This is a genomic window from Clostridium chromiireducens, from assembly GCF_002029255.1.
GTDB lineage: Bacteria > Bacillota > Clostridia > Clostridiales > Clostridiaceae > Clostridium > Clostridium chromiireducens.
This window is the reverse complement of sequence record NZ_MZGT01000026.1, coordinates 64,427-71,590: the sequence shown is the minus strand read 5'-3', so window position 1 is coordinate 71,590 and position 7,164 is coordinate 64,427. Positions and strand designations below refer to the sequence as shown.

Annotated in this window: 6 protein-coding genes and 1 tRNA gene; all 7 read left to right on the top strand. The window is 29.6% G+C overall.

The features are described 5' to 3' along the window. The first annotated feature begins 253 nt into the window (after positions 1–253). Positions 254–1,162 (top strand): metal ABC transporter substrate-binding protein, encoded by a 909-nt coding sequence (locus CLCHR_RS11090; protein ID WP_079439867.1) that lies wholly within the window; start codon positions 254–256, stop codon positions 1,160–1,162. A 174-nt stretch (positions 1,163–1,336) separates the two neighbouring features. Further along, positions 1,337–1,411: transfer RNA gene (locus tag CLCHR_RS11085), tRNA-Trp, on the top strand. Positions 1,412–1,752: 341 nt separating this feature from the next. Further along, a complete protein-coding gene (locus CLCHR_RS11080) occupies positions 1,753–2,088 on the top strand; it encodes a hypothetical protein (protein ID WP_079439866.1) in 336 nt (111 codons plus the stop codon). Positions 2,089–2,438: 350 nt separating this feature from the next. Beyond that, positions 2,439–2,975, top strand: a complete 537-nt coding sequence (locus CLCHR_RS11075; protein WP_079439865.1) for a helix-turn-helix domain-containing protein — start codon at positions 2,439–2,441, stop codon at positions 2,973–2,975. A gap of 330 nt (positions 2,976–3,305) precedes the next feature. After that, entirely contained in the window at positions 3,306–4,520 is a 1,215-nt protein-coding gene (dpaL, locus tag CLCHR_RS11070; RefSeq protein WP_079439864.1) for a diaminopropionate ammonia-lyase, read from the top strand. A gap of 159 nt (positions 4,521–4,679) precedes the next feature. Beyond that, the gene (guaD, locus tag CLCHR_RS11065; RefSeq protein ID WP_079439863.1) at positions 4,680–5,957 is read left to right on the top strand and encodes a guanine deaminase; all 1,278 of its coding nucleotides are present in this window, start codon (positions 4,680–4,682) and stop codon (positions 5,955–5,957) included. Next, on the top strand, positions 5,947–7,164 hold the full coding sequence (locus tag CLCHR_RS11060) for a YgeY family selenium metabolism-linked hydrolase (protein WP_169896786.1): 1,218 nt from the start codon (positions 5,947–5,949) through the stop codon (positions 7,162–7,164). The genes guaD and CLCHR_RS11060 overlap by 11 nt, the downstream gene beginning before the upstream one ends.

Genomic DNA, 7,164 nt, shown 5'->3' with positions numbered 1-7,164 from the left:
AATTTAATAATCAGAAAAATGTAATAAATTTGTATATATTTATTTTGAATTAGTTGGTATAATAAGAACAAATGCATACTAAACTTAAATTGACAGATGAATAAGAAAGTAAATATGCATTATTACATATGATACTAACATAAGATTCTATGTTTAAATTAATAAATTTATTGGGGAATAAACTTTAGAAATTAATTAAGAATAAGTTAGAAAATTTATAAGTAAATGAGTTGAATTCTGGAGGTGACTTATTTTGAAGAAGATTACCTTTGCGATGGTAATCATAACTATTGCATTGTCTTTAGGTATGAGTTTATTTTCAAGCCCGTTATTAGCCAATACAGAGAATAATAGAACTGAAAGTAGAGATAAGTATTTAAACATAATGACAGTTAATAAACCACAGTATGATATGGTTAAGAAAATTATAAAAGATAAGTGTAATGTACAGTATATGTTTACTAATGAAAAGGACATTAGTGAATTCAAATATAGTGAAAGTGTTTTAAATAATATATCAAATATGGATTTGTTTATATATTCAGGTACTTCTTTTGAGCCCTGGAGTGCTTCGCTCATCGATGAGCTAAAAAAGGGGAATCTAGGTATAATAAACCTAGCTAGAGGTGTTAGACTTTTAAATTATTCTAATGAAAATAATACTAAAGAAAATCCATATTATTTTGAAGGTATAGAAGAATATAAGATAGCATTATATAATGTAAAAGCAGCTATTCAAGATAGGGATCCTCAAAATAGAGATTATTATGAGGATAATTATAACATAGCTATAAAAGAGTTTGATAAAAATATTAAATTATATGAAGATAAGTTAAAATCACTTAGTGAATATAGATTTATAACACTAAATAATGATTTTGATTACTTAACTAAATCATTAAATTTGAATACTATTCAACTTGATAATCACGAAATAGCTGAATTTATTAAGATAAATAATTTGGATCCTAAAAAAGTAATTATAATAGTAGATGGAGAAAATGGAACTAAATTAGATTTATCAGCATATAACACCATAAAATTATGGAAATATTATGGTGATATGTCTTTTGATGATTTGATTTTATATAATGTAAAGGAATTATCAAAGTGGGCAAAAGCAAAAGAAACAACATCAGTTACTACAACGAGTGAAGCATAATATAAATTATGAGTATATTGTATTAACCGTTATTTAATTATCTACTACCTTAAAAAGCATGTCTATTCGTTACTAGATGCACTTTTTAGGGTAGTTTTAATTTAGACATATAAAGGTAAATTTAAAAAAATTGTTGATTTATTTATAAATATATTATATAATGAGTAATGTCTTAGGGGTATGGCTCAACGGTAGAGTAGTGGTCTCCAAAACCATTGGTTGTGGGTTCAAATCCTACTGCCCCTGCCATAATTGTCGTAGTACGTTGTACTACGGCTTTTTTATTTTGTTAAAAATATATAATACTATAAATTTGAGAGCAATTTAAGGAAAATTGATTTAAGAATTATAATTTAATTAACTGAAAAATTTCACATTACTTAAAATCTGATGTAAAAACGAAATCTTGCTAATACGATCAATAAAGATAAATATATCTAATATATGCAACATTGAAAAGATCTGAGAATATAATATACGGTGTTGAATTTGTAAATATATTATTTTACTTTAAGTAAAATATGCAATTGTATTAGTAAATGAAGTTTACAATATTAAGGAAATGAAAAATATTTTGGAGGTTAATTTTTATGTCAAAAGAATACTCTAATAAAGATAAAGATTCTATAGGTTTTGATTTTATTTTCGATAAAAATGGAGATTATATTTATACAGCTAGTGAGTATGGTTTTGGTAAAAATGTAAAGATTCGTGGAAAGATTACAGCACCGGAAGATGGAAGTTATTCAGTAAGTATTGTATCTTCAGATGGCGGTGGTGGCCAATGGCAAAGTATTAAGGCAAGCGAGGAAATATCATGTATTATAAGTACCAGTTTCTTTCATAAAACCACTATAACAGTTAAGATAAGCTCAAATAAACCTGAATGTAATGGACATGCAGCTATAGATTATTCTATAAGTTGACAATTGCTTTAAATTTGATGATTTACTAGAAATATAGCATTAACAATTGATTTGAGATATAAAGCTCGAGTTGATTGTTAATGCTATAATATTTGAAATGATTGGTAATAAATTATTTAAGGAGCAAGTATTTTCACATAATTTAATAACTTACAATAAGACTATATTAAGTTACACATACTAAATAAAATATGAAAATAATAATAATTATGAGAGAGGAAATCATCCAGAGTAACATGCAATAGGAAAATTCTAGTTTAGATATGTTGACTATTTATATAAGCTAATAGATAATAATAGATACGTAGAAAAAAAGTGTAAAAACCTGCTGACTGTGAGGAGAGATTTATATGATTGGAGAAAAAATAAGAGAAAGAAGGCAACAATTAGGATTGAGCCTAAAGGAATTAGCTGAAAAAACAGATTTGACATCTGGTTTTTTAAGTCAAATAGAAAGGGACTTATCAGAGCCATCAATTTCATCACTACGTAAAATTGCAGAAGTTTTGGGAGTGGCTGTGTTTTACTTCTTAATAGATAATAAGGCCAAAAATCCAGTAGTGAGACATAATGGAAGAAAGAAAATAAGATTTTCCGAATCTCATATGACATATGAATTACTATGTCCAGATATGGATAGGCAGCTTGAAATGTTTATGGCTAAGCTGGAGCCAGGCGCAATGACTTGCAGTGAACCATTAACTCATCCTGGAGAAGAAGTAACCTATGTTTTAAAAGGTATTATGTGGATAAAAATAGGTTCAGATGAGTATACCCTTGAAGAAGGAGATACGATTTATTATTTTGGAACAACGCCACATCAAATTATTAATACCGGTACAGAAGAACTAATATTTATTTCAACCATTACTCCTCCTCAATTCTAAAAAATAATACAATCATTATGAATTTATTGACAACCTCTCTAAGAAATGATATTATACAGACATTAAATAAATTTAGTCACATTAAACTTATATTGACAATGGAGTCATCACATAATTATTTGTGGTGGCTTTTTTTTATTGGTACGAGATATTGAATAAGTATTCTTTAATTAAAATAAACATAGAGTAAGCGGTTTGTGCAAAGGCGTATATTATCATTAATCTATTGTTAAATAATTAGATAGAATAAGAAGTATCATGAAAAATTAAGTATAGGTAAAAATAATAGCAACTGATTTTATGTATTAAAGAGTAGAGAGGATAATCATAATGACTGAAAATTTTAAGAATGTTAACTTTAAGAGGAAAAATGAAAAGAAAACATCATTAGATTTTTTAAATATTGATGTTGCAAGAAAGGCACAAAAATTTCATAGTAGTTTTCATAATTATAGTATGACTCCGCTTACTGAGCTAAAAAATTTAGCGAGTGCTTTAGGCGTGAGTAATATATATGTAAAAGATGAGTCATACAGATTTGGATTAAATGCATTTAAAGTACTTGGAGGAAGTTATGCAATAGGTAATTATATTGCTGAAAAACTAGGACAAGATATAGATAATCTACCGTACGACAAAATGACTTCTGATGAAGTAAAAAAAGAACTTGGTGATATAACATTTATTACTGCAACAGATGGAAATCACGGGCGTGGAGTAGCATGGACAGCAAATCGCTTGAGACAGAAATCCGTAGTTTATATGCCAAAAGGCAGTTCTTTAGAAAGGTTAAATAATATAAAAACCGAAGGGGCAGATGCTTCAATAACTGATATGAATTATGATGAGGCCGTAAGATTTTCAAATGATTTAGCTGAAAAAAATGGATGGGTAATGGTTCAAGATACAGCATGGGAAGGATATGAAAAAATACCTACTTGGATTATGCAAGGATATACTACAATGGCATATGAAGCTTATATGCAGTTGCAAGAAATGAAAGAAGATATGCCAACACATATTTTTTTACAAGCAGGGGTTGGAGCTTTTGCAGGAGCGGTTCAGGGATTTTTTGCTAGTGTCTATGGTGAAAATAGACCAATAACAACAATAGTTGAACCTAATAAGGCAGATTGTATCTATAGAACTTCAGAAAAAAATGATGGAAAGCTCCATTTTGTTACAGGTGATATGGATACAATAATGGCAGGACTTGCTTGTGGGGAGCCATGCAGAATAGGGTACGAAGTGCTACACGACTATAGTGATAATTTTGTATCATGTCCAGATTATGTGACGGCAAAAGGTATGAGAGTTATGGGAAACCCTGTTGAAAGTGATAAAAAAATTATTTCAGGGGAAAGCGGAGCGGTTACCGTTGGACTCATTGCAGAAATTTTGGAGAATAAAGATTTACAATGGTTAAAGGAAGAATTAAAGCTTGATGAAAATTCAAGAATCCTTTGTTTCAGCACTGAAGGAAATACAGATAAAGAAAGCTATAGAGACATAGTATGGAATGGAAAGTATCCAAGCTATAGATAAACAACATATAATTTATACTTTCGATAAATTATCGCATAGGACTAAGTTAGCATTGGTTATGTAGTATGGGGATACACAGAAGTTTAATATATATGATATTTAAATTATAAGAACATTTTATGCAGTTTTTATCTATAAGACTAAGGAGGGTGGAATTAAATGAAAGGTTGCGAAAATGACACTAAAATTTTAAAGGGAAATATAGTATATACAGAAACAAGTGAATTGTTTAATATAGTTGAAAATGGATATATAGTAGTTTGCGGGAACTCTGTTGAAGGAGTATATAAGGAATTACCAGAAAGATATAAAAATATAAAGATTAATGATTATGGAAATAAACTTATAATTCCTGGTTTTGTAGATTTGCATACGCATGCTTCTCAATTTGCTATAAAAGGTATTGGATATGATAAAGAATTGTTACCTTGGCTTAAAACATATACTTTTCCGGAAGAAGCAAAATTTCGAGACCCATCTTATGCTAAAAAGGTGTATAAGGAATTTGCTAATGAACTATATGCTGAAGGAACTACAAGAGCTGTTATTTTTGCAACAATTCACCCTGAAGCTACAGAAGTTTTAATGAACTTAATTGAAGAAAAAGGAATAATATCATATGTAGGAAAAGTGAATATGGATAGAAATTGTCCCGATATATTAAGAGAAGACAGTGAAGAGTCAATAAAAATGACAATAAAGTGGTTAGATAATTGTAGTAAAAAATATAAATTTGTAAAACCGATAATTACACCAAGATTTGTGCCAAGTTGTACAGGATATCTAATGGAAGCGTTAGGTAATATCGCAACAAACCAAGTTGTACCAATCCAATCACATCTATCAGAAAACTTATCAGAAATTAAATGGGTAAAGGAATTACACCCAGAATGTAAAAATTATGGTGATGTATATAATCAATTCAATCTCTTTGGACAAACTAAAACTATAATGGCTCATTGTGTTCACTTAACAGAAGAAGAGATAGACACAATCGTAAAAAATAATGTTATAGTGGCTCATTGCCCAACTTCTAATGTAAATTTATCAAGTGGAATATCTCCAATAAATAAATTATTAAAGAAAAAAGTTCAGATAGGACTTGGTTCCGATATAGCTGGTGGAGAAAGTTTAAGTATGTTTTCTGTAATGGCATGCGCAATTAAAATATCAAAATTAAGAAAAGTATGCTTTATGGAAGATGAAAAATCTTTATCACTTCAAGAAGTTTTTTATTTAGCAACAAAAGGTGGAGGAAGCTTTTTTGGAAAAGTTGGAAGCTTTGAAAAAGGATATGAATTTGATGCATTAATAATAGATGATGATAACTTATGGAAAATTGATAAAGGAACGATTGAAGAAAGATTAGAAAGATTAGTATATCTAGGTGATAAGAAAAATATAACAAATAGGTACGTATGTGGAAATGAAATATAGGAAGGATGGGATATTTGTGGATAAGGATAGAAAAGAAAAATTAATAAAACTTTGCCAAGATATTATTAAGATTCAAAGCTACTCAGGGAACGAAGGAGAGGTAGTTGGGTGCTTGGAAGAGAATATGAAAAGTATTGGTTTCGATGAAATTATTGTAGATAAGTATGGAAGTATAATTGGAAAAATAAAAGGGAACAGACCGGGTAACAAAGTACTTTTTGATGCTCATATTGACACAGTTCCAGTAAATAATCCAGAAGAATGGAAGCATGATCCCTTTGGAGCAGAAATATATGAGGATAAGATTTATGGAAGAGGCACATCTGATATGAAAGGTTCTTTAGCAGCTATGATAATTGCAGCAGAATATTATGCTAAGGACAATAACAGGGATTTTCCAGGAGAAATATATATAGCTGGGGTAGTTCACGAAGAATGTTTCGAAGGAGTTGCAGCAAGAAATATAAGCGAATTTGTAAAACCAGATTATGTAGTGATAGGAGAAGCCTCTGAACTTAATCTTAAAATAGGGCAGCGTGGACGTGCTGAAATTGTTGTTGAGACCTTTGGAGTTCCTGCTCATTCAGCTAATCCGGAAAAAGGAGTTAATGCAGTTTATAGCATATCTAAAATAATTGATAAGCTTCAAGAAATTAAATATGAAGAAGATGAGTTTTTAGGAAAAGGAATTCTAGAACTTACAGATATTAAATCATCGCCTTATCCAGGAGCATCTGTTGTACCAAGCTATTGTAAGGCAACCTATGATAGAAGGTTACTAGTTGGTGAAACTAAAGAAGGTGTTTTAGAGCCAATAATAAAATTAATAGATGAGTTAAAAAATGAATCAGCTAATATTAATTACAAGGTCTCTTATGCTAAAGGAACAGAGAAATGTCATACAGGAGAAGTGATTAAAGGAGAGAGATTCTTTCCAGCTTGGTGTTATAAAAAAGAAGAAGCATTTATACAAAAAACTTTCAAGGGGTTATGTGATATAGGATTGAATCCAGAAATAACTAATTATTCTTTCTGCACAAATGGGAGCCATTATGCTGGTGAAGCCGGTATAAAAACTATAGGATTTGGTCCATCAAAAGAAAACATAGCACATACTATTGACGAATATATTGAAATAGAACAGTTAGCTAAGTCATGTGCAGGTTATTATAAGATAATGGAAACATTATTAGGATTAGAGGACTAA

Excerpts from the sequence above, each read along its gene's own strand:
- CLCHR_RS11080 (WP_079439866.1), top strand. The coding sequence starts at position 1,753 with ATGTCAAAAGAATACTCTAATAAAGATAAAGATTCTATAGGTTTTGAT.
- CLCHR_RS11075 (WP_079439865.1), top strand. The coding sequence starts at position 2,439 with ATGATTGGAGAAAAAATAAGAGAAAGAAGGCAACAATTAGGATTGAGC.
- dpaL (WP_079439864.1), top strand. The coding sequence starts at position 3,306 with ATGACTGAAAATTTTAAGAATGTTAACTTTAAGAGGAAAAATGAAAAG.
- guaD (WP_079439863.1), top strand. The coding sequence starts at position 4,680 with ATGAAAGGTTGCGAAAATGACACTAAAATTTTAAAGGGAAATATAGTA.
- CLCHR_RS11060 (WP_169896786.1), top strand. The coding sequence starts at position 5,947 with ATGAAATATAGGAAGGATGGGATATTTGTGGATAAGGATAGAAAAGAA.